The 21,116-nt window shown below is 51.8% G+C and carries 10 protein-coding genes; 1 reads left to right on the top strand and 9 read right to left on the bottom strand.

Annotation, left to right across the window (positions count from 1 at the left end; all coding sequences use genetic code 11):
• Positions 1-110: 110 nt before the first annotated feature.
• The 9 genes from J3P35_RS06620 to J3P35_RS06580 all read right to left on the bottom strand — a co-directional run bounded on the left by J3P35_RS06620 (position 111) and on the right by J3P35_RS06580 (position 19,258).
• The gene (locus tag J3P35_RS06620) at positions 111-2,585 is read right to left on the bottom strand and encodes a sugar-binding domain-containing protein (protein WP_210463542.1); all 2,475 of its coding nucleotides are present in this window, start codon (positions 2,583-2,585) and stop codon (positions 111-113) included.
• Positions 2,586-2,700: 115 nt separating this feature from the next.
• A complete protein-coding gene (locus J3P35_RS06615) occupies positions 2,701-4,308 on the bottom strand; it encodes a glycoside hydrolase (protein WP_210463541.1) in 1,608 nt (535 codons plus the stop codon).
• A gap of 86 nt (positions 4,309-4,394) precedes the next feature.
• A complete protein-coding gene (locus tag J3P35_RS06610) occupies positions 4,395-6,107 on the bottom strand; it encodes a RagB/SusD family nutrient uptake outer membrane protein (protein WP_246850002.1) in 1,713 nt (570 codons plus the stop codon).
• The gene (locus J3P35_RS06605) at positions 6,094-9,177 is read right to left on the bottom strand and encodes a SusC/RagA family TonB-linked outer membrane protein (protein ID WP_210463540.1); all 3,084 of its coding nucleotides are present in this window, start codon (positions 9,175-9,177) and stop codon (positions 6,094-6,096) included. Before J3P35_RS06605 ends, J3P35_RS06610 begins: the two co-directional genes overlap by 14 nt.
• A gap of 206 nt (positions 9,178-9,383) precedes the next feature.
• Positions 9,384-13,466, bottom strand: coding sequence for a hybrid sensor histidine kinase/response regulator transcription factor (locus J3P35_RS06600; RefSeq protein ID WP_210463539.1), 4,083 nt, complete (start codon positions 13,464-13,466; stop codon positions 9,384-9,386).
• Between the two features lie 408 nt (positions 13,467-13,874).
• Complete coding sequence (locus J3P35_RS06595; RefSeq protein WP_210463538.1) at positions 13,875-15,113, bottom strand: DUF2264 domain-containing protein; 1,239 nt, start codon at positions 15,111-15,113, stop codon at positions 13,875-13,877.
• Between the two features lie 675 nt (positions 15,114-15,788).
• Positions 15,789-17,003: a DUF4861 domain-containing protein gene (locus tag J3P35_RS06590; RefSeq protein ID WP_210463537.1), complete on the bottom strand. Its 1,215-nt coding sequence runs from the start codon at positions 17,001-17,003 to the stop codon at positions 15,789-15,791.
• A 303-nt stretch (positions 17,004-17,306) separates the two neighbouring features.
• Positions 17,307-18,278: a glycosyltransferase family 2 protein gene (locus tag J3P35_RS06585; RefSeq protein WP_210463536.1), complete on the bottom strand. Its 972-nt coding sequence runs from the start codon at positions 18,276-18,278 to the stop codon at positions 17,307-17,309.
• A gap of 44 nt (positions 18,279-18,322) precedes the next feature.
• A complete protein-coding gene (locus J3P35_RS06580) occupies positions 18,323-19,258 on the bottom strand; it encodes a glycosyltransferase family 2 protein (protein WP_246850000.1) in 936 nt (311 codons plus the stop codon).
• Positions 19,259-20,302: 1,044 nt separating this feature from the next.
• Between J3P35_RS06580 and J3P35_RS06575 the strand changes: the two genes are divergently transcribed.
• Entirely contained in the window at positions 20,303-21,112 is an 810-nt protein-coding gene (locus J3P35_RS06575) for a polysaccharide biosynthesis/export family protein (protein ID WP_210463534.1), read from the top strand.
• Positions 21,113-21,116: the final 4 nt, after the last annotated feature.

Below are 21,116 nucleotides of genomic sequence, written 5' to 3'. Positions count from 1 at the left end.
ATGAGTTGTAAATAGGTACTTCTATGGTTGGGGAATCTCTTTTGTATAGAGCCTCCCGCGCTGTTAAATGGACAGAATCCCTGGCCTTAATTTCGCAATCATTCTGGGGTTTATTTCACCGATGCTGAACTGGCTCCTCCTACCATCCCGTTTTGGGCCTGTTTTACCGTAAACTCCACCGTTTGAGGCGTCAGGCGGGGCGACTGGATGGTGACCTTGACTTTGCCGGGTTTCTGGCCTGCCTGCACGTAGGCCAGCAGTTTTCCGCGCAGCACCTTCCGTTTCTCAGACTGGTAGTTCTCAACCCCCGAATGGCTGCCGTTTTCCAGACCCAGGATCTTGGCGGGCCCTTCTACCGTGAAGGTCATCTCATTGTCAGCGCCGTACACCAGGTTGCCCTTGCTGTCTACCACGTTGATCTCTATATGCGCCACTCCTTTGCCAGCCAGGGTTTTCTTGTCGGCTTTGGCCTGGATGGCGGCGGGCGCAGCGGCGGTAACCAACACGTCACGGCTTACCTCTTTTCCGTTTTTATAGGCTTTGGCCATCAGCTCGCCGGGCGCATAGACCATGTCCCAGTAGAGCGCGCGTTGAGGGCTCTGGGCCAGAGACTTTCTGCCCAGCGATTTGCCGTTCAGGAAGAGTTCTGCTTCATCGGCATTGGTGAAGCAGCTTACCCGCACGCTATCGTTGGCTTTCCAGTTCCAGGTGGGGTCTGCCCTTCTATGGCTCCAGATACCATTGTCTTGGTTCTTGGGTACAGGAGAAGCCCCGATGTACACCATGGGTTTGTCTGACCACAGGCTTTGCCGGAAGAAATACTCGGGCTTCTTGAAGCCGGCCAGATCCATTAAGCCAGCACCGTTGCTGCGGCTGGGCCATCTGCCGGCCTCACCCATGTAGTCAATGCCGGTCCAGAGGTACTGCGCCGAAATATAGTCATTCGTGTCCACGGCGGCCCAGGCGTTCAGGCGCATGCCGTTCTCGCTGCCGTAGATGACTCTGTCGGGGTATTTGGCGTGGTCCTCAGGGTAGCGGTGCTCCTGATAATTGTAGCCCACGATATCCAGTACTTTGGGGTAATCAGTGAAGTTGGACATCACCACCCCGGCCAAAGCTGCTGTGATAGGCCGGGAAGTATCGTGCTTTTTCGCCACCTCCACCAGATGCCTGGACAGCTCACTCAAACGGCTGGCGGGTGGGTTGTTGGGCTGGTAGCCTTTGCCGTAGATCTGCGGGTTGTTGCCCGTGTTGAGCACCTCGTGGGAGTAAGGGTCATTGGGGTAATCAATCTCGTTCCCGATGCTCCACATGATGATGGAAGGCCGGTTGCGGTTGCGCAGGATCATATCCGCCAGGTCTCTATCGGCCCATTCTTTGAAGTGTTCGTGGTAACCGTCTTTGCCGGGGGTGCCCACGTTCCAACCAGCAATCCATTTGTTTTTCCCGGTCTCCCATTCGTCAAAGGCCTCGTCCTGAACCAGAAAGCCCAATTTGTCGCACAGATCATAGAGGTAATCGGCGTGCGGGTTGTGGCTCATGCGGAGGGAATTCACGCCACCTTCTTTCAGGGTGATGAGCCTTCTTTCCCATACTTCTTCCGGCACGGCGGTTCCCAGAGCACCAGCATCATCATGGATGCAGACGCCTTTCAGCTTCATGTTTTTCCCGTTCAGAAAAAAGCCTTTGTTAGCATCAAAGGCGATGCTTCTGAAGCCCACCTGCTCCACTGTTTCATCAGTCTTTTTGCCGTTCACGAACAAAGACACCCGCAACTGATACAGAGTAGGCTGCTCCACCGACCACAGCTTGGGATTGTTCACCTGGAAGGACAAGGCCGCCTCAGCTTCTTTCCCACTGGTGACGCTTACCTGCTTCTGGGCCTGGTTCACAAGTTTGCCTCCCTTGTCCAGCAACTCGGCTTTCACTTGGATATCAGCTGCTTTCTGGGAAGCATTCGTCACCGATACTTTCACGTTGGACAACGCCTTGGCCGCCGATACCTCCGGAGTGGTGAAGGCCACTCCCCACAGGCTGATGTGCAAAGGCTCTACTGCCACCAGGTAGACATTCCGGTTGATGCCCGAGCCGGTATACCACCGGGAATCGGCGAACTGGGTGTGGTCCACTTTTACCGCCACCACGTTGTCTCCGGTCTTGTTCAGGTACTTGGTGATCTCGTACTGGAAGGGCGTGAAGCCGTTGGGTCTTTTACCCAGGGCATGTCCGTTGATCCAAACTTCGCTGTTCTTGTAAACCCCGTCAAAGTAGAGGAAGAGTTGTTTGTTCTGTTGCGCGGCGGGCACTTTGAAGGTCTTCCGGTACCAGCCTATCCCGCCGGGTAAATAGCCGGTGGCGCTGGCCCATTCCTGGCTGAAAGGCCCTTCAATGCTCCAGTCATGCGGCAAATCCAGGCTGCGCCATTGCGCATCAGCGAAACCAACCGCCTCTGCTTTGGCGACGTCGCCTTTGTGGAACTTCCAGTTATCGTTGAAAAGCGCCTTGGTGCGCGGCTGCTGCGCGAATACCTGCGAGGTATACATCAACAGCGCGATGAAGAAGACGAGTAAAATTCTATTTCTCATTTATAGGGGAATTAAATGATGCTATGCTTTTAAGTTGTCTCTTTTGTTTTGATGTTTTCCTCTGGAGCCATTTTGAGGCTGTTTTCCTGAAAACAGGCGTAAAACCCTGCCTTTATCAAAGCTGCACATCGGCCACGAAGGTGACGATGGAGCGGGGCGCCAAAATGATGTCTTCCTGTTTTTCTAAAGTGGCACCTGGCTTCAGGCTCTCCTTGTCAGAAGTGACGTAGGGCTTGATGTTGCGGAGGGTGGCACCTTTCAGTTGTATGTTCAGCTGCGCGGGAGAAATGCTGGAGTTGATGGCCACCAACACAAGCTTCTTCTGTTCGGTGTCCAGGTAGGCTGAGGCCAGCAAGGCATCGTTTCCTTTGTCATTTCCCGCGACCTGCAGATCCACGCGCTCAGCTCCGGGCCGGATGAAGCGGCTGTAATTGCCCAGGGCCCACAGCATCTTGCTGTCATAGTAATTGCCGTCGGTTTTGTTCTGGTCAATGTAAATGAGGCCGTCTTTGTAGTTGTAGGGCGAGATGGCCAGCCACCATTGCCAGGCTGTGGCATTGGCTACCACAAGATCATTATGGATGACGCGGGCCAGGTAAATTGCCGGATCAATGCCCAAGGCGCGTTTGTTACCGTCTATCTCACCGGCATTGTCGCCCAGGATGCAGTACTCAGACTGCCAGAACTCCAGACCGGGCACTTCAGCCACTTTGCTGGCCAATTGTTTCCGGCTGGCTACGGCCTGGTCATGGGGGGAGGTGGTAAAATAGCTGTGCCCGGAGATCACCTTGCTTACATGGGGTAAGTCTGCCACGTAATGCGGGGAGCTTTTGGAGAAGAAGGCATCAATCTGGTTTCCTCTATTGGGTTTATCAGCTTGCTGGTAGAGGTAGTCTATTTTGCCGGCTTCCGCGATGTCTATTTTGGTGGGTAGGTTTCTTCTGGCCAAAGAGGTGTTCAGCGCCCGGACAATGCCGGCCACATCCTCATTCATGAAGGGAGTGCCCTCCTGTCCGCCATCGCTCCAGTCCCACTGCGGCTCGTTCACCGGGCTGATGTAGTCCATGGTGATGCCATGCACCCGTTGCACGCCCTGGATCACATCGGCGAGGTAATCAGAGAAAGCCTCATACTTGGCAGGGTCAAGGTTGGGATTGCCGTTGGAGGCATACGCTTTCCCGTTGCGGGTAAGGTTCACGGTAGGGCTGTTGGGGAAAGCCAGGAACTTACTTACGCCGCGGGCCTGGGCGGCTTTCAGAAACCAAACCTGCCCGGCCTGGCGCTGCCAGTTATAGCTTCCGTCACTGTCCAGGAAAGACTCGGCGCGGCGCCACTCATCTCTGATCCCGCTCCCCTCACCCTGCTGGGTACTGCCGGCGCCCATGTTAAACCGCCACAAAGACAAACCTATTCCCTTGGGCTGTCCGTTGGCATCAGAGGCGGTACTGAAGAGCAAGTCCGCGATGGCGTTCTTCTTGTTTTCGGGCCAATTTCCCACAAACTGGCAAGACCAGGCGTCTGAGGCGGCAAAGTTGTCTATCTTCTGGAACCGCTTGGTCACGTCTATGGTGGCCGTCACTTTCACCGAGGCGTTGGTGGAAGGATCATCTCCTGCCCCGGTGGAACCATCGTCGGTGCAGCCCAGGAATGCGAAAAGAGTGGAGAGGAAGAGAGATTTAACCAAAGTAGATTCTTTTAAGACCCGGGGTATAGCTGTAAGCATAGTAAATTCCTTTTGGTTTGCACCATGAGCGTAAAGACTCCCATGGCGCCACGCAAGTGCACCATGGGAGATCTGTTACTGAAGGCTTAGTAGCCCGGGTTCTGTTCTAATTTATTTCCGGAGGCCTGGATCTCTGCTCTTGGAATGGGCAGCCAGTAATGCTTGTTCTGGAAACTACGGCCTTCCAAGGCTACCTTGCGGTTGAACACGAAGTTGGTACCCTGCCTGGTGATCTCCATGCCGTAGGCGGGGGTGTTTTCCGTTTGTTCGGCGATCATCCAGCGGCGCACATCATAGAACCGATGCTCCTCAAACGCTAATTCCACCTGACGCTCATTGCGGATGCGTTGGCGCATTTCGGCCTGGGAAAGTCCCGCGGGAAGTGGTGGCATGTTCACTGCCTGGCGCTGACGAATCATGTTGATGGCGGAATAAACTGTGGCATCCGGACCAACGGCTTCGTTCTGGGCCTCGGCGTAGTTCAGCAGGACCTCAGCAAAGCGGAAATAAATCCAGGGCTGTCTTCCGGCCACATTCCAGGGGTTCTGGATAGGGTTGGTATCATCCATGAACTTGCGCAGGTAATAGCCGGTCTGGGAAGTATTCCAGTTAGAAGGACCATCCTTGCTGTCTTTTCCGCCTGGGGTGAAGGTCTCCACGGCCCGTCCTCTGTATTGCGCCCCATTGTACAGAATGGTGGCATAGAAACGAGGGTCCCTGTCTGCATACGGATTCTGAGGATTATACCCTGAGGTTGGGTCTGAGATCATCTTTCCGTTGGACATCTCATACGCATCCACCAGGTTCTGCAGAGGCGCGTTTCCACCCCAGCCATCATACCCATTGGGTCCGTTGGCAATCTCCAGGGCCGTATGGCGAGAATTGAGGTTATAGTAGCGGGCGAAGATGATTTCCTTGCTGCTACCGGCCTCGTTGATGAACATATTGGCGTACTGCGGATCCAAGGTGTACAGATTCAAATCCATCACGTCTTTTGCCGCTTGGGCAGCCTGCGGCCAGGTTACCGTGCTTCCGTTCTGGGTATACAGTGGGCTGGCGGCATAAAGCATCAAACGGGATTTAAGGGCTAAAGCGGCACCTTTGGTGGCTCTTCCTTTCTGCCAGCTGTTGCTGTTTTCTGCCGGTAAGGCGGCGGCAGCCTGGTCTAACTGCGCCGTGGCATAAGCGATACTCTCCTGTAGCGGAGCCCGCTGAAACAGGGCCGGATCAGTGAAATCCTCGCCCAATTGAGAAACCTTATCTCCCACCAGTACTACCTTGCCGTAGTTACGGATCAGGTCATGGTAACGGAACGCTCTGATGAACTTCAGCTCCGCCACCAGCAGGTTCTTGTGCGACTGGCTCATGGGCACCTTGTCCACGTTGGCCAGGGCGTAATTCACCTCTCTTATGCTGCGGTAGCTTCTTCCCCACAAAGTACCTGTGATACCGGTATTCTCAGGGGCCAGCTGCCCGCGCTGCACTAACCAGGTGTTGTCATCGCTTCTATAGATAGATTCATCAGTCAGAGAAGACCACAAGGCGTATTCCCAGCCTCTGCCAAAGCCCGGAGGCGCTCCGTCTGCTTCTTTGTCCTGTAAGCGGGCGCCCAGGTAGCGGTTGATCACGAAGGACTCGAAGAGCACAGAATCTCCCACGATGGCTTCGTCAGATACCCTGTCGGTCGGCGTTACTTCCAGGAAATCTTCTTTACAAGAGGTCATGCACATTGCCAATCCTAAGGCAAAGGCAGAAAATATTTTCAGTTTCATGATGTGCTTGGAATTAGAATTTGACATTTACCCCCAGGTTGATGATTCTTTGCTGCGGGTAGAATTGTGCGTTCCCTGAGCTGGTCTCCGGGTCAAAATCCTTCACCTTGGTGAAAGTGGCCAGGTTGAAAGCGTTGGCATACACCCGCACATTCTCAATCTTGATTTTAGACAGTAAAGTAGAAGGCAGGGTATAGCCTAACTCCACGTTCTTCACCCTTAAGAAAGCGGTGTTGTACAACCAGAAGTCACTTGGGAAAAGCCCGCCGCTCACCGCAGAACCGGTACGGGTATCTACCCTTGGATAAGAACCGTTAGGGTTGGTTGGGCTCCATCTGTTATCTGCCCAGGTGCTGAAGAAGTTTCCGCTGAGTCCTACATCTGGCAACACGTACTGTCTCACCTTGGCCTGGCCCTGGAAGAGAACCGAGAAGTCAAAGGCTTTGTACTCTGCGCCCAGGTTCAGACCGTAGGTGATCTGTGGAATATTGCCCAGATCAGTCCTTACCATGTCATCTGCCGTGATCTTACCATCCTTGTTGTAATCTTCATAGATCAAGTCACCCAGTTTGGCTCCGGATGGATGCGGATATTTGTCTAAGTCTTCCTGAGACCGGAAGATGCCGATAGAACGGTACAGTAAGGAGGTATTCAACGGACCACCGGTTTGTCTCTGGTAATCAAGGATACTTGGCGCCTCATCTATGAATACGATCTCATTCTTGGCATAAGTGATGTTACCGGAGATGTTGTATCTGAAGTCACCGGCACTTTTGTCAAACCCTAAGGTGGCCTCTATACCATTGTTGTTTACCTGACCTATGTTCTCTGAAGGCACCAGCGCATCTGAGCCCCAAGGGTTCACGATACCAGTTACAAATGGTACAGATGCGTTTCTGTTGGCCAGGATATCTTTCCGTTTCTGCTGGAAATAGATGAACTCAAAGTTGAAGTTGTTCAGGAAGATACCGCTTACGGCTACATCTGTTTTCTGGGCTACCTCCCAGGTGATGTTAGGGTTAGCCAGTTTCACCAGGTTCAGACCAGGGTACACCTCACCGCCAATCACGTAGCGGTTGTCAAAGGAGTAGTTGTTCATGAACTGGTTGGAGCCTACGTTATCGTTCCCCAGCTCACCATAAGAAGCTCTAAGCTTCAGCTCGTTCATGAAAGGCAGGCTGTTTTTGAACCATCCCTCCTCAGAGATTCTCCAGCCCAGGGAAACACCCGGGAAATAACCCCAACGGCTGTTTTTAGGGAAGTTAGCGGAGCCATCGGCGCGCATCTGCAATTCTGCCAGGTACTTCTCTTTGTAGTTATAGGCAATTCTACCAAGGTAACTTCTTCTGGTAAATACCCAGCTCCAGCCACCGTTGCTTCTGTCATTAGGTCCGGTTCCGCCCTGTGACAATTCAGGGGTAAGGATGGTAGGGAAGTTTCTACGGCCAGCCTCTAAATGCTCCAGACTGTTCTTGCTTTGCTCATAACCCACGAAGGCGTTGATGCCGTGGTCGCCGAAGTGGCGCTCAAAATTCAATTTGATGTTGGCCGTAAGCAGGTTGGTATTCTCCTGGATCTGTGACAAAGAAGCTTTCGGCTCACCCACGGTGATAGGCTTGTAGGTGTCATTGCCTTCATAAGAATACACCAGGTAAGGCTTCACGAAGGATTTGGTAAAACTCTGGCCTCTGTCTGCAGAGTAGAAACCGTCTACCGATAGTCCTTCCAGGAAGCCGAAGTCATAGCGGCCTCTCAGGATTCCGTTGAAGATAAGGCGTTGGTTTTTGTTCAGGCCAGCGGCATCGGTGACAATCATCACCGGGTTGATCCCCCCTTCTACCCCTTGCGAGGGCAGACCGTTAGGGTAGCGGGCCGGGATGAACGGATAGGCGCGGTACGTTTGCCAGAAGATTCCGCCGGCGCCAAACTGAGGAAATTGTCTGTCTTCCTGACGGCCTGACAAAGACAACCCCACACTGAACCGGTCAGTGATGTTGGCGTCCAGGTTGGTTCTGAAGTTGTACTGGTTGTACTTGGTAGCGCCGTCTTTGTAAAGAGCGTCCTGGGAAAGGGTACCCAAAGAAGCAAAGTACTTCACGTTCTCCGTTCCCCCGTTTACAGAAAGACTCTGTCTGTTTTGCAGGGCATAAGGATCTAGTACCTCATCCAGCCAATTAGTGTTAGGGTAGTTCAAAGGATCTGAACCGTTCCGGAAAAGCTCGATTTCCTCAGGCGTGTAGCGTTGGTTCAACCCACCGGCGGTGTTGTTGTAGTAGTCAATCTCGTTGAGGATAGAGGCATAAGTAGCGGCATCGGCGAACTTAGGCAAGCGGGTTGGGGAAGAGAATCCTTGGTTGTAGCTATAGGAAACGGTGGGTTTGCCAGTGGTTCCTCTTTTGGTGGTCACCAGGATAACGCCGTTTGCAGCCCGGTTTCCGTAAACTGCCGCCGAAGCGTCTTTCAGCACGGTGATGCTTTCAATGTCATTGGGGTCTAGTCTGTCTAGGCCGCCAATCTGGCCAGGAACGCCGTCTACCACGATCAGTACATCGTTGTTACCGGTAGTGGCCAGGCCCCTTACCCTTACTTCGGCACCATCGTAACCGGGCTCACCGCCGCGGTTGTTGATCACCACCCCAGAGACCCGGCCTGCTAGGGCGTTAGACACGTTAGGCTGAGGGCTTTTGTTGATGGCTGCCCCGCCTACCTCAGAGATAGATCCGGTAACGGTGGCTTTCTTTTGGGTACCGTAGCCCACTACCACTACCTCGTCCAAAGCCTTGGCATCGGTGTTCATGGTAACATCAATGGTAGTCCGGTTGTTAATGGCTACCTCTTGGGTCTGGTAGCTGATAAAGGAGAACACGAGCGTTCCCTCGCCGGACGGGGTCTGGATGGTGTACGTTCCGTCTGCACTGGTGGGGGCGGCAGTGGAAGTTCCCTTCAGCAATACAGTCACCCCCGGCATGCCTGTACCGGTCTCATCGGTTACTTTGCCTTTCACGGTATGGCCTTGTGCCAGGGCCACCCCCATCTGAAAGAGCAGAAGAGGTAGTACCAGGAGGTACCTCTTTGTTTTGAGTAATGTTTGTAGCATTTGGAAGAATGGGTTAGTTTGACAATTCCTTAAGCGGATTCTTGAATTGCAGGCTTAGGCGGCGGCACTTTCTGAACTGCCAGGCAGCGCACCTTTTCGCTTGCTTTTCTATGTCAAAGGAACATCATCCTTCCTCATCAGAGAGGTGACAAACTATTATTTAAACGGGGGCATATGTGTATTTTTATCAAAAACACCCCTGTGTGTCAGCATATATCTGCTGTTTTAACAAATTCTGAGGGGGTGCACCCAAACTCCTTGATGAAGCACTGCCTGAAATACTTATCGTCATTGAAGCCCACCTGGCAGGCCACCTCAAACACCTTGTACTTGCCGGTCTTCAGGAGCTTGGCCGACTCCTGCAGCCTGAGGGTGCGGAGGTACTCCACGGGTGAGGCCCCGGTCAGAAGTTTGATTTTCTTGTAAGCCAGAGACCGGCTCATGTTCAGGGCCGCAGCCAGGTCATTGACGTTGAATTCAGAGTTGTCCAGGTTTTCTTTCAGGACCTCATAGATGCGTTTCAGGAATTGCTCATCTACGGAGTTGGTTTCTTTTTCTGGCTGCGGGCTGTTGATGTTGAACAGGTTGAGGTAAAACTTCTTCAGTTTCTCCTGAGACTCCAGCAGGTTCTTGATCTTGATCTGCAGCAGCTCCGGACTGAAAGGCTTGGTCAGGTAGGCATCGGCGCCGGTATCCAGGCCCTCTTTGTGGTGAGCAAAAGCGGTTCGGGCCGTGAGCAGCACCACGGGAATATGGCTGGTTCTGATATTGGTCTTCAGTTCGCGGCAAAGCTGTATCCCATCCATCACGGGCATCTTCACGTCACTGATGATGATGTTTGGATGGTGGGCCAAAGCCAGTTCCAGCCCTTCTTTGCCGTTAGACGCTTCCAGGATGTGGAACTGCTCGCTTAGGTAGTATTTCAGAAGCTTTCTGATGTCTTCCTCGTCTTCCACAATCAGGATCTTCCGCTGGCCCTTTTTGGGGTGATTTCCAGAATCTAGGCTTAAAACGTCGGGCAAGACAGGAATCCCTTCTGCCTTGGTTTCCGGTAACAGAGGTGTCTCCTCGGGGCTCACCATGGAGGCTGCATCCAGGTGCTCCACGCCCAAAGGAATTTTGAACCCGAAGGTGGCGCCGGTTCCCTCCTCGCTCTGTACATAGATATCGCCTTTGTGCAGCAGCACCAGCCTTTTGGCCAGCGCCAACCCCAGCCCCGAACTCATAGGCGTGACAGGATCTCCCTGGAAAAACCAGTCAAAGATGTGTTTCTGCTGGCTCACCGGCACCCCCCGGCCGTTGTCCTTCACCTCTACGGTGGCGGAGGCGTTGTCTACGGTGAGCGCCACCGTGATGCGGTTCCCCTCGCCTAAATATTTGAAAGCATTGGAAAGCAGGTTACTCAAGACCATCTCCAGCTTCTCGCGGTCAAACCACACCAACACCGGGGCGTTTGGCACCTCCAGCTCGTAGTGGATTTGCTTTTTGCCGGCCAGTTCCTGGAAAGAAATGTAGATCTCTTTCACAAAGCTCACTATGTCTTCTTCCTGCACTTTCAAAACCAGGCTACCCGCTTCGGCTTTGCGGTAATCCAGCAATTTATTGATCAAGGTCAGGAGTTTGTGGGCATTCCGGTACACCATCTGCAGTTTCTTCCCTGCTTCAGAGGTGGTTTCCTTGTTGACCAGATCCTCCAGTGGGCCCAGCATCAGGGTGAGCGGGGTCCGGAACTCATGCGATACTTCGGTGAAGAAACTCAGCCTTTCCCGGGCTATGCGGCGCTCTTTACGGCTCTGGGCCTTGGCCAGCATCAGCTTCCGCCGAAGCTTCTTTTGCCGGGCCAGGAAGGTGTACACCCCAAACGCAGTGGCGATGACCACAATCAGATACAGGCAATACGCCCAGTATGTCCGCCAGAAAGGAGGCGACACCACTATTTTCAAAGACGTATACTCCTGGTCCCAGGCGTTCTCCTGGTTAGAGGCTTTCACCTGAAACGTGTAGGTGCCGGGGCTCAGGTACCGGTACGTGGCCGAGCGCTGCTGCCCCACATAGTTCCAGTCCTTGTCAAAGCCTTCCAGCCGGTAGGCATAGTTGTTTTTGGCCGGGTGCGCGTAGTCCAAGGCCCCAAACTCAATCATGAAAACCGACTGGTCTGGCCTTAAGGTAAGGGTTTGGTTTTCCTCAATGAGCTGTTCCTGCTGCTGGCTGCCTGGTTTGTTGAAAAGCTGCAGCCCGGTGATGAGTACCCGGGGAGCAGAAACGGTCTCCTTGATCTGGCCGGGGTAAAAAAGATTCAGGCCTTTGGTACCGCCAAACCCCAGGAGCCCTTCTTCCCTATTTACCAGTACCGAGCCCGGGTTGAATTTCCCACTCTGCAAACCATCAGAAAGCCCATAGTTATACAGTTTCCCAGTCTGGGCGTCTATTTTGGTCAACCCGCGGTTCGTGCTCACCCAGATATTCCCGATGACGTCTGCCTGAATGGCGTAAACGGTGTTGTTGCCCAGGCCGTCTTTTTCTCTGTACTGCTGTATCTTGTTCGTAGCCAGGTTGTACCTGAACAGGCCATCTTCTTCCGTCCCGATCCAGAGGTTTTGCTTCTGATCCACGAATAGCGCCAACACCACCTCACTGGAGGGGTTTCGGCCATTCGCTTCAACGTAAGCATACTTTTTGAAGGTCCGGGTGCCGGGCGAGTAACAGCTTAAGCCTCCGCCGTAGGTACCAATCCACAGGCGACCTGCCTTGTCCTCGGCGAGGGCCCGCACGTCATTGGAGGTAATGCCGCTGTTGGCCGTATTGAAGTTCTTGAAACCCTGCCCTGCGGGTTGCAGCAGGCTCAGACCACCGCCATTGGTGCCCACCCATAGATTCTTCTTTGAATCCTCGAACAGCGCGCGCACATCATTCCCGCTTAAGGTGCTGGCGTTGGCCGGGTCATGCTGGAAGTTCTGGAAAGAATCGGTCTCTTTCTTATACAGGAACAGGCCTTTGGAATAAGACCCGAACCACAGGTTCTGCCTGGAGTCTTTTAATGCACTGAGGATGGCATTGTCAGTTAAGCCTTTTCCAGGCTGGGAGCTGGCATAATGGCTGAGTATCCTACCGGTTTTATCGCATTTGTAGATGCCGTTGCCATCGGTGCCCAGCCATAGATTGCCCTCTGCATCGGTACAGATGCCGTAATAGCGGATCTCGTTTGGGGCCGATTTTCCAGAAACGTCCTGGGAAAGGCGGAACTTGATGAACTTCTCATTTTCCCGGGCTACCATCTTAATACCGTCACCGTAGGTGCCTACCCACAGGTTCTGGTCTTTGTCTTCAAAAAGGGCCTGCACCGACCGTTGGGTGAGCGGACGCCCGTCTTTGCCCTGCGCCTCGGTGAAGATGGCTTTTTCCGGTCCGTTTTTCCTTAAATGGCGCAAATCCAGTTGGTACACCCCACCGTCTTGCAGGCCCACCCACAACATGCCCTTGCTGTCCTCTAAAACTGATAGGACGATGTTGCTATTCCGGAAGTATTTTGCGCCCGGGAAGGCGGTAAAACTTCTGTTGTCTCCGGCATAGAGGTACAGGCCCGTGGAGGCACCCAGCCAAACATGCCCCGAGCGGTCTTCATAGATGCAGGACACGCTGGCTCCGGCTAAACTTTCTGCGGCAGGAAGCGGAACTTTGCCCAGCACAGCTCCCTCTTTCACCTGGTACACGTGCACGCCGGCATCCTGGGTGCCCACCCACAGCCACCCTTTGCTGTCTTCATAAAGGCTGATGATTTTATCGCTGGGAAGGCCTGGCAAGTTCTTTTTCCGGTAAGCCCTAAACTGGTTCTTCCCCCGATGGTAGAAAGACACCCCGGCTCTGTAGGAAGCCACCCACAAATTGCCTGACTTAGACTCTGCTATGTCACTGATGTCATCGCCCGCGAGCGAGCCTGCAACCCCGGCCCGGTAACTGTAATGCACGAAGGCCTCTCCTTTGGCGTTGAAGCGGTTCAAGCCGTGGCGGGAGGAGACCCAGACCATTCCCTTGGAATCGGTGAAGACTTTGCGGATGAAGTTTCCGGTGAGGCTGTTCTCCCGGGCTGGATCATATTTAAAGACTTTGAAGGAATAGCCGTCAAAGCGGTTGAGGCCGTCTTCGGTGGCAAACCACATGAGGCCCCTCTGGTCCTGGCTGATGCTGGTGACGATTCCCAGGGACAGTCCTTCCTCCACCCCATACTGCCGGATGATGTTTCGGGGCTGATTTGGCAAAAAGGAGGCCAAAGGAACAGCAACCCCTAGCATAATGCAGAGTTGGATTACTTTCAAATACAGAGACAGCCGTACCTTGTGCCCCTTTATGATATGCTTAATGCTGGTTTTCAATTCTTCAATTCCCGCCTTACAAAACTACACCTACTCCAATCACCTTCAACCTTGCCCCTTCCTAAGTAATAGCTTCCTTCTTCTTTGTACATGCTTCTTTGTACATGGAAGTTTGCCAAAATAAATGTGCCCCGCAAGGCATACGCTGAATGCAGCGCATAATCATCCCCACCATTTAGGACTCGTTTTCCTGAAAACAGCCCCCAAACAGCAGTCCACCGCTTTAACCTCGCACTAAGCCATGACAATACCTTTTGTACCGGCGGTAAAGTTTTCAAGGGTTTCAGTTGGCGCATCATAAAGGCGGGGCTTCTATTTTCAGAAACGCTATTTCAATTCCAGGGCATGGTCTGCCGGCACCGGTTGCCCACTCCAGGCTTTCACCGCCGTCCAGGGCTCGGCTGGAGAAGACCAGAATTTATCAGATTCGGGTAAACCCAGGGGCAAAAAGATGGTGGCGCACAGGTACAGGCTCCCGGTGGTGATGTAGAAATCTGCCACATCTGGCTGGTGCCCGTACAGACCGATGTTCAGCCAACCGTCCTTAGTGAAAGTGGAAGGCGCTTCCATGGTCTTATTCAGCACCGCCGTGAGGGCACTCCTTACCTGCGCGGGGCTCAATGACTCTGGTAATTGCTTCCGGAGGGCCATATCTGCGAGGTGATGGAAGGCTCCGCCCCTATAAGTGATGGACCTTCCGATGACCGGAAAACTACCATCGGTATGGATCATGCGTTCCTGGAGTTCGGCGTAGCGTTGGTTTATCTTGAGCAGGTTAGGTACGTACCAGGTGTAGTTTTTCTTCTTTTCGTGGGCTACCCGCACAATGGTGGCCAGGTAAGGCTGAATGACGTAGCTGTTGTAGTAGTCCTGGGCAAAATTCATTCCGTCTGAGTACATGCCATCGCCCACGTACCAATGGTTGGCAAACTCCCGCACACCGTATTCAATGCGCACCGGGTCATACTCCAGACCGTACTGGCAGAAGAAAGTCTCTATCATGCCGGTGAACAGCACCCAGTTGGAAAACACCGGCACGGTCTCCCGAGTGGTTTTAAAGGCTGTGATAACTTGCTCTTTCACCCCCGCATCCAGATTTTCCCAAAGCCAGGGGCAGCGCACCAATCCCAAAGCCAGAAAAGAGGCGTCTACCAAAGGCTGTCCGCCGTTCCACTGCATATAGTCCTTTGCGGCTGGGTTCACGGCATTGGCCACCGATTTTAAAGCCCACTGCCGGTAATGGTTCCGTAGCGTCACCTCTTCTTTCGAGCCGCCCTCGGTGTTCAGCCAGGGTCCTATGCCGCTCATGACCCTTCCAAACGCCTCCAGGTAAGACACCTTCTCGCGGGAGCTTTTATAATCGATCTTATTGGACAGCGCCACCGGCATTTTCTCCTTCAACTTGTCCTCTGCCAGATTGGACAGCACCGGCCGAACGATTTTGTCCAGGTGCCGGAGCCAAACCACTCTATCATTGGTCTTTGCGGCTTTCTTTTGTTGCGCCTCCGCTGATATTGCCAGAAAAGACAGAAAAAGGCAGGCAAGAACCAGTAGTTTGAGTTTCATGAACAGAGAACCTTGGGGGTAGGCGACATTTTTGGGTTGCTGTTAATATAAAAGTAGCGGGTGCCCAACTTTGCTTTCAGGCCAGGCACCCGCCTCAGTATTCACGCATGAAGGACGGCGTGTATTATTTTATCTAACCAAGGCCCCATCCAGGGAGGCCCTTCAGTACAGAAATCATATCAAAAAGGAACGAAGGTCATCTCCAGATGATGGTTACAAGCAGCAGCACAACCCTTTACAGGAAATCTGGAAAGTGGAGACTGCGCCAACCCGGAAAGACAGTAGTTCTAAAATCCAGGGTTCTAGAATCGCTTTCATTAAGACTCAAAAAATTACTAAAAGCTAATACAGCTATTGAATTTCTCCTTGTCTTTGATGAATTGACGTAAAACTGCCTTTCTTTTAGCATTTATGCAATAGGTGTCTTAAAAACAATTATCATTACTGGGATTTAAAATCTACATAACTACCCTTTCGAGATCCCCTTTGATCAACACCAAGGCACCTGCAAAAGGCCTAAGAACCTTCTTTCCGAAGAATAAAGAGAGATTTACAGATTAAAAAAACCGCCTCCGGTTTCAGGGCCTTTTCATAAAAAAAGGCCCTGAAACCGGAGGCGGTTACGCTGGCGTGCCCTCAGGTTTTTCCTGTAAGCAGCCGCGGATTCAATTGGTCTTAGAAAGTCACTACTAGCGGTGAGGCCACCCCTTTGGCGAAGTCGGATAGGTAGGCATCCCACTCCTGCACGGTTTTGAACTGCCCACTTTTCACCCAGCCAAATCCGGCGTAGTAAATCACTTTATCTTCTTTGGGCGTTGCCATCACGTACAGGTGACTCATGTCTTTGGTCTCCACCCGATGGTCTTTGAAGGCCTTTACCGCCGCAGGCGCCATGACAATCCCCGTGCCCAGGTAAGAACCGTCCATTGGTTCCCAGTAGCGGAACCAACCGGCTTGTTGGTCTCCCTTTGCTTCGCCTTTTTTGTCATGCAGGGTGATTCCGGCGGTTACGTTGGGCAGTGGTTTATCGCTTTTAACAGATACCTCAAACCGGGACAAGTTACTGCCCAGCTCCAGGCTGATGATTTTCTTCTCGGTTACGGTTTTCCCGTTGGCTTGCCAGGGCGCATAGGTCAACTCAAATATAGTCCGGATAGGTCCGTCCGCTATTTTCCGGTAGCTGGTGAAATTTCTGGAGACATATAAAGAGTCGTTTTCCCAGACACCAATGCCGCCGATGCCTCTGCTGGGACCAACATGGTAAGGGTCATACCCCTCGCCCCGGTCAGTGTGGTAAAAGTTGGGGTTGCTCAGGTATCCTTTGTACCAGGCATCAATGACTGAATAGCTCACCCGCTTCAGCCAAGCATCCATTCCGCTGGTGAGGGTTCCGCCGGGGACTCCCCGCTCCACCATCTGTTGCGCCACGGGACCGTAGGTCCGGAAAGCCACCCGGTCATTCTCCCAGGTGTAGTCATCAGTGCGTTCCGGCACAAACCGGGAGTAGGTTCTGATTTCAGTCTTGGGCTGGGAAGCAGCTCCGTTCGTGGCACCCTGCACATAAAACTTTTTGATGGCCCGGGCTTTGATGTCGGTCTGGAACAGGATTTCATCTACGGTGCCGTCCAGGTCTTTGTCAAGTGGCTGGCTTACCAGGATCTGCTGGGTCTCGGCATCCCTGACCAGAAGGTTCTCCGCCCCAAATTGCGCCACAAGGGCTTTCACTTTGGAAACAGGAACTGAGATGGTCTCTGAGGACCGGTCCAGGTCCAGGCGATTCTGCACGGTGATGGTATTCGCTCCTGGTAATTTCTGGCAGGAAGCCAACAACCCCGTTGCCAGGAGCAGACCGGCCCAGGTGGCTCTCTTTACTTGTAATGATATGACCATGGTACTTCTGTGACGAGTTGATGCATTGTATCAAGGGAAAGGTTTTGGCAGGCCTTTCCCCTGAGAACTTCTCCTGGAACAGTTGAGCTTCAGGCCTACTGATTTCCGCTGGAAGGAAGCAATAGATTTTAGTTTTGAAGGATGCAATAACCTCAATTTTATTAAGGCGTTCTAAAAAACCAATCTAAAATAATTCAAGGCAGAAGAGAAGGACGTTCACAAAAGTAGGGTTCATTTTCTATATGGCTGAACCCAAAAAGGATAATGACACCAATGCCACTATAAACCTGCCAGGTAAGCACCTTACCCTAGCGCTACCTTCAGGTAAAACTTAGAAATGTGGTAGTAAAGTTTGGCAGATCTGTCCAGACTCAAAGCCAATTTTACCTGATCACGGGCAGCCGTTAGATTCTTGGATTGCTTCCAAATAACGTTAGCCTTGGCCATGCAGTAAAGCGCGCAGCCTTTTTTTGCATTTGCCATGACGTACTTCCCCTCAAGGGGTAACATCTCTTCTATATGCCTGATGACATAAGCCAAGTCTTTGGTAGTTTGCCCATTTTCTGCTTTAGGCCAGGAGATAGAACCTTTGTGTTTACGATACTCGGCAAGAGGTTCAGGTGAGTACGCTATCTGGTATTTCTTTGCAATTTGGGCCCACATGATCCAATCCTCGCCATAGGTTACGCCATAGAAGCTTCCTAATGTTTCATACACCTCTCGCCGCACTACCATAGAAACGTACTGAATGCGCTGCTGTCCCGCTACAGTTAAAAGGCCGTTTTTCAGGATTCCGGCCTGTTCCAGTACAGGCACATAGCTTCTGAGATATGCACCAGACTCATTTATATCATCATAATTGCAGAATGCGGCGCCGGCCTGGGGGAAGCGCTGGAGGAGGCCCTCCATTTTGGCGTAGAAGCCGGGCCGGACCCGGTCGTCGCCGTGCAGCAGGTGCACCAGCCGGCCCCGGGCCCGGGTGAGGCAGGTCTCGAAGTTGCGCAGGCTGCCCACGTTGCGGGGCTGGCGGTGGTAGCCCACCCGGCCCCGGCCCAGCTCCCGCACCAGCGCCCCCAGGTCCGCGTCGGTGCTCGCGTCGTCCACCACCTCGATCTGCATCAGCGCCGGGCCCGGGTCCTGGGCCAGCACGCCCCTGAGGGCCTCGGCCAGGAACCCGGCGCAGTTGTAGGCCGGGATCATCACCGACCACAGGGGCCTGTGCTCCCCCGGGGGAACGGGCGGGACCGGCGGGGGCGTGGACGGGATGCGGGCCATAGCGGTGCGATAGACAGTGTAACCCCTGAACTAATATGATTCTGCTACAGGAAGTAAAGTTGATGTTTCAGAAGGGCAAGTTTGACACAAAGCTTCAGAACCCTGACATAGACCAGGGGGTGATTACTTAACCGTAAAGCCGATTTAATATATCCCATAGCCAATCTGCTATCCTGGGTTCTCTTGTAAATTCCTTTTGCTAACGAAAGGCAATATAAGGCACAATGCAGCTTGCCCTTGGCAATAGCTTTGACCTTTAAGCTCTCTGGTAGATCTGCCTGCCTGATATGCTCTTGAATCAGGGTGTGGCATTTGATCAGATAAGGAAGGCTTTGGCCAGAAGTACCCAACCGGCTGGAGATGGAACTAGCATGCATCCGGCATTCGGCAAGGACTTCGGGTGAGTAGACCACCGGGTAAAATCTGGCAATGCGTACCCACATCTCCCAGTCCTCACCATAGGGCATCCCGTAGAACCCACCTAACGTTTCATACACCTCCCGCCGCACCACAATAGATACATACTGGATACGCTGCCTCTCCGCAATACGAAGAAGCCAATTATCTAAGACAAGGTCATCATTGGCTTCAAGCGGGGTATTATGTGACCAAACTCCTTTATTATTTATAAAGCTGTTTCTGCAGAATGCGGCGCCGGCCTGGGGGAAGCGCTGGAAGAGGCCCTCCATTTTGGCGTAGAAGCCGGGCCGGACGCGGTCGTCGCCGTGCAGCAGGTGCACCAGCCGGCCCCGGGCCCGGGTGAGGCAGGTCTCGAAGTTGCGCAGGCTGCCCACGTTGCGGGGCTGGCGGTGGTAGCCCACCCGGCCCCGGCCCAGCTCCCGCACCAGCGCCCCCAGGTCCGCGTCGGTGCTCGCGTCGTCCACCACCTCGATCTGCATCAGCGCCGGGCCCGGGTCCTGGGCCAGCACGCCCCTGAGGGCCTCGGCCAGGAACCCGGCGCAGTTGTAGGCCGGGATCATCACCGACCACAGGGGCCTGTGCTCCCCCGGGGGAACGGGCGGGACCGGCGGGGGCGTGGACGGGATGCGGGCCATGGCGGTGCGAATGGGGGAAGAAAGATGCAATCCGGTAAACAACAACCAAAACCTATTTTGAGCAACAACACACTACATCCTGCCATAAGAAAGATGCAAGGTATTGCGTACTATTATAGAAGCAAAGCCAAACGAAACTACAATTTACCCATAGGGTAATCTATTAACCTTTTGCCACCTAGTACAACACATAGGCTACAAAAGGCACTCCAGATCACTAGCTATTCTATTCGGTTTTTACTACTCTATAGGTATAAATCGCCTGAATTTTAAGAATTACTACAAAAAGCTCATTAAACATCCGTCAAGATAAACATTTTTATAATATTTATAACTAACTCAATAATTTATTTTTATCATTTTGAAAAATATTTTTATATTAAGTTACAATTGCATAATTTAAACCTACAACCTCTACTTGCTCTCCCTTGGTCAGCTCAGGAAAGTCTACTGACAGTAATTTGTACAACATTTAGTCTGATAGGGTATAATCTGTTTAAAACACCAAAAAAATTGTAATGCGTGGACCTTTATATGGATTGTTGCTCTGCGATATACTCAAGATCTGCTGAAACCCCCAGTTGTAATACCTAATAGAATTTAAGCTGAGTACAGATAAAGAGACCCAAAGAAACCGCGTTTTACTCCTCTTCACTTTCACGTTTTAAGAAAGTGAGAATAACTACCTATCTAAAGTAACTGCAGATCTACTTTAGCTCAAGGTCAGTTAGATTAAATAAAACAAAGCATCTTCTATTTAGATAAGAAATAATATAAAGTCTTGACAAGCATGCATTATATGCCCAAATAAAAATCACCATTTAAAAAGTTAAAACTTATATACTACAATACTCACCCTAAAACACAACCAAACTACCTATGGTTATGAATTGGGCCTGTGATTAAAAGAAGGTCAATTCATAATTTCAAACACAAAACAGGAACCACAACATTAATCAATAAAATAGCATGGAGGTCAACATTAGATTACGTAAAATCAAAAAATACCTATTCATTTATACCATATTACTACTCTTAATTACTTCATGCAGCCCCTCTAAAAACCTGGTCTATTTTGAAGATTTAAAAAACATATCTTCCACCGAAACTAATACAGACATTTCTAACGCAAATGAACCCAAAATCCAATCAGGTGATATTCTGGGCATAACAGTGAGCAGTTTGAATCCAGAATCTAACATATTGTTCAACGGGGGCAGTTTGGTGACTCCGGGCATGACAAGCGATGGAGTCAGGACAACTGTATCAACGGAGGGGTACCTGGTGGAGGAAAATGGGGAGATCAATTTCCCGGTGTTGGGCAAGGTAAGGTTGGCAGGCCTAACGAAAGCTGAAGCCACCCTAAGAATGACCGATGAAATCAAAAAACATGTCAAAAACCCAATTGTTAATATCCGTTTTATAAACTTCAAATACACGGTACTGGGTGAAGTAAATAAACCCTCTACGTATATAGCCCCCACTCAAAAAGTAAACATAATAGAGGCATTGGGCCAGGCCGGTGATATGACCATTTATGGCAAGAGAGAAAACGTATTAATTATAAGAGAAAGAGATGGGGTACGCAGCACCGCACGGTTAGATTTAACCAAAAAAGAGGCATTGAATTCACCTTATTATTACCTACAGCAAAATGACATTGTTTATGTAGAACCAAGCAAAGCCCGTGATGCTCAATTGAGTAATACCAGAAGCAATATCTCTATTGGGCTTTCCATTATCTCGCTTATAAGCATCATTATTACCAGACTCATTTAAAGTT

This window comes from Rufibacter roseolus (genome assembly GCF_017916365.1).
Taxonomy (GTDB): domain Bacteria; phylum Bacteroidota; class Bacteroidia; order Cytophagales; family Hymenobacteraceae; genus Nibribacter; species Nibribacter roseolus.
The sequence above is the reverse complement of the archived record's forward strand: the minus strand, read 5'-3'. Positions and strand labels throughout refer to the sequence as shown.

Coding starts and splice junctions, on each gene's coding strand:
- J3P35_RS06620 (WP_210463542.1), bottom strand. CDS start 2,585: ATGAGAAATAGAATTTTACTCGTCTTCTTCATCGCGCTGTTGATGTAT.
- J3P35_RS06615 (WP_210463541.1), bottom strand. CDS start 4,308: ATGCTTACAGCTATACCCCGGGTCTTAAAAGAATCTACTTTGGTTAAA.
- J3P35_RS06610 (WP_246850002.1), bottom strand. CDS start 6,107: ATGTCAAATTCTAATTCCAAGCACATCATGAAACTGAAAATATTTTCT.
- J3P35_RS06605 (WP_210463540.1), bottom strand. CDS start 9,177: ATGCTACAAACATTACTCAAAACAAAGAGGTACCTCCTGGTACTACCT.
- J3P35_RS06600 (WP_210463539.1), bottom strand. CDS start 13,466: ATGCTAGGGGTTGCTGTTCCTTTGGCCTCCTTTTTGCCAAATCAGCCC.
- J3P35_RS06595 (WP_210463538.1), bottom strand. CDS start 15,113: ATGAAACTCAAACTACTGGTTCTTGCCTGCCTTTTTCTGTCTTTTCTG.
- J3P35_RS06590 (WP_210463537.1), bottom strand. CDS start 17,003: ATGGTCATATCATTACAAGTAAAGAGAGCCACCTGGGCCGGTCTGCTC.
- J3P35_RS06585 (WP_210463536.1), bottom strand. CDS start 18,278: ATGGCCCGCATCCCGTCCACGCCCCCGCCGGTCCCGCCCGTTCCCCCG.
- J3P35_RS06580 (WP_246850000.1), bottom strand. CDS start 19,258: ATGATCCCGGCCTACAACTGCGCCGGGTTCCTGGCCGAGGCCCTCAGG.
- J3P35_RS06575 (WP_210463534.1), top strand. CDS start 20,303: ATGGAGGTCAACATTAGATTACGTAAAATCAAAAAATACCTATTCATT.